The 2,503-nt window shown below is 43.1% G+C and carries 3 protein-coding genes and 2 pseudogenes; all 5 read right to left on the reverse strand.

All coding sequences use genetic code 11. The features are described 5' to 3' along the window. Positions 1 to 351: pseudogene (locus tag A3757_RS16315) on the reverse strand (arginine decarboxylase); the annotation flags it as partial. Between the two features lie 46 nt (positions 352 to 397). Beyond that, a complete protein-coding gene (gene rimK / locus A3757_RS16320; protein WP_197470084.1) occupies positions 398 to 1,375 on the reverse strand; it encodes a 30S ribosomal protein S6--L-glutamate ligase in 978 nt (325 codons plus the stop codon). An 18-nt stretch (positions 1,376 to 1,393) separates the two neighbouring features. Next, positions 1,394 to 1,921, reverse strand: a pseudogene (locus tag A3757_RS26925) (ATP-dependent zinc protease); the annotation flags it as partial. Further along, positions 1,872 to 2,051 carry a hypothetical protein gene (locus tag A3757_RS16325; protein WP_068508871.1) on the reverse strand — a complete coding sequence of 60 codons (180 nt, stop codon included), beginning with the start codon at positions 2,049 to 2,051 and terminating at the stop codon, positions 1,872 to 1,874. The pseudogene A3757_RS26925 and the gene A3757_RS16325, both read right to left, overlap by 50 nt. Before the next feature lie 64 nt (positions 2,052 to 2,115). After that, the gene (gene maoP / locus A3757_RS16330; protein WP_068508873.1) at positions 2,116 to 2,472 is read right to left on the reverse strand and encodes a DUF413 domain-containing protein; all 357 of its coding nucleotides are present in this window, start codon (positions 2,470 to 2,472) and stop codon (positions 2,116 to 2,118) included. Positions 2,473 to 2,503: the final 31 nt, after the last annotated feature.

Below are 2,503 nucleotides of genomic sequence, written 5' to 3' on the forward strand. Positions count from 1 at the left end.
ACCAAAACTGGCAATCTCTTCAACAACCTGCGCTTGTTGATTTACCTTGATCGGATAAACACCCCGATAAGGTGATTGATAGTTTAACTTTTCTATCGCCTCAGCAAAGGCATCATTTAGGCGCTTAATTTGAGCATCTAGAATATTTTCGACTCGCAACAAAACCGGCATCTGAAGGTCCCGATCGATCATTCCTTCTACAATGTTCATCAAAGGAATAGAGACATTCAAGGTTTTCGCCGTGACACAGCCTTCATCAGAAACTCCGAAGTAGTCATTACCCCAGTGATCTATACCGTACCGGTCGATGTTCTGCTTAATTTTACTCGGTTTATCTTGTTGCTGATCCAATACTAGCTCCTGAATCGTTGTTATCGTTTGATGCGAAGAAGTCGACTTACTCGCTTTCAATAGTTGGTAGCTGTCTCTTCCACTTAAGCTTCTTCTCTATCGAAGATATAACCATGCCAGCGATATCTTTACGTGTCGCTGTCTCAATGCCTTCAAGACCTGGGGAAGAATTCACCTCAAGCAATAACGGACCGGAATCAGACCGTATAATATCAACGCCAGCAACCTGAAGACCTAATACTTTAGCAGCCTTCACTGCTAATGCTCTTTCTTCTTTGGTTATTTTTACGATTGACGCCGACCCGCCTTGATGGATATTCGCTCTGAACTCACCAGGGGCTGCTGAGCGCTCTATTGAAGCAACAACTTTTCCATCAATAACAAAACATCGTAAATCTTTGCCATTTGCCTCTTTAATAAATTTTTGCACAAGCAAGTTAGCCCTCAAAGACTTGAAGGCGTTGATAACACTTTCTGCTGCTTTTTTTGTTTCGGCCAGAACGACACCTCGCCCCTGTGTGCCTTCAAGAAGTTTCACGATCAAGGGTGCGCCGCCCACCATTTCAATGAGGTCATTTGTGTCTATTGGTGAGTTAGCAAAACCAGTCGTTGGAATATTGATGCCACTCTTGAGCATGAGTTGCAAAGAGAACAGTTTGTCTCTGGACTGTGAAATTGCAGCTGAGGAGTTCGTTGTATAGATCCCCATGCTTTCAAATTGGCGAGCTAATGCGGTTCCGTAAAATGTCACGCTAGGTCTTATTCTTGTAATGACAGCATCCAAATCATTAAGTATCGTTCCTCCGCGATAATGCGCTTCAGGTTCCAGTGCATCCAGTTTCATATAGCATTGCTTAACATTGAGGAAAACCATTTCATGGCCTCGCTCTTCGCCAGCCTCCAGTAATCTCTGGTTGCTATACAGCTCTTCATTGCTTGCGAGCAGGGCGATCTTAAGACCACTCTTTTCAGGTTCCTTTTTTCCATAATATCCATCGATTGTTTCTTGTGAAATTGCACCCATCAAGTCTTCTTGTTCAGGGTCAACAAGCATCCGGCCTACCATAGCTTCTCTCCCAAGAAGCATTCTGAAACCCATGGAGTCTCTATTAGCAAGCGTTAACTCTACTTCCCAAATCATTTCACCAATTTTTAGTGGCGCTTGCACAACAAAACGGGTTTCTGAGACGCCACTAGAGCTTTTAACAACTCGCTTGTCTATGATCGGGCGCTCACACCTGATAACTGTACGGCGATTATTCTGAAGCGGGTGCACTTCAAAACTCACCCATGCAGCCCCATCTCTACGAAATTGCTGAATGTTGAAAGCATGAATAGACGATGTTTTTGCCCCCGAATCCACACGCGCTTTTATGGCCGGGATTCCTAGCTCGGGAAATGCGCACCACTCCTCGCTACCAATGACTACTTTGTTATCGCTTGGTGACATAGGTGACTCCGGTGTGCGAATAGGTTGAATATAAAAGACGTATAGCGTTACTGGTGAGGGAACGGAATCACTAATCAGTGGATTCAGTTTCCTCAGGGTCGCATGTTTGCCAAATACCATCACTATCTTGATAGGAGCCGTATTGAGCGCATTGCTCTTCTTTAGTTTGAGGTTCTTCTGCGAGAGAAAAGTTCGGAATCAACATAGGTATGACCAAGGCCAGAACAGCGATGAACTTATTCATATTCATGTTCATAATTTCCTGATAAATAAAAATTATCGATTAGTAAATTAGATCCCCTTATTGAGAAGGCCTAATCGCTTAAGTTGCTGTCATCATCATAAGATGAAAAATCTACTGATGAAGAAGGCTGGGCGCCCATAGAAATGTGTAAGCGCTGCCTTTGATTGCTTACTTCTAAGAAGCGTTTCCACGCTCTTTCATGAATGCTAGAGGCCTCTTTTTTCCCCATAAAAACGGATACAAACTCTTTCTCTTCATCACACCTAGGCTTTAGCTCTCCGCCATAGAGAGCCTTGTATGACTTACCATAATCTTCGAGTAATTGTGCTTGTTCTTTAGTAAAGTGGCCGCTTCTTGCTATTCCTTTTGGAAAATGCTCTATAGCCCAAAATTTACCCGTTGTGTGGAATGCTTGTTTATTAGCCATATTTTTGCCTAATATAATCTAACCATCTTAT

It is taken from the genome of Oleiphilus sp. HI0117 (assembly GCF_001635235.1).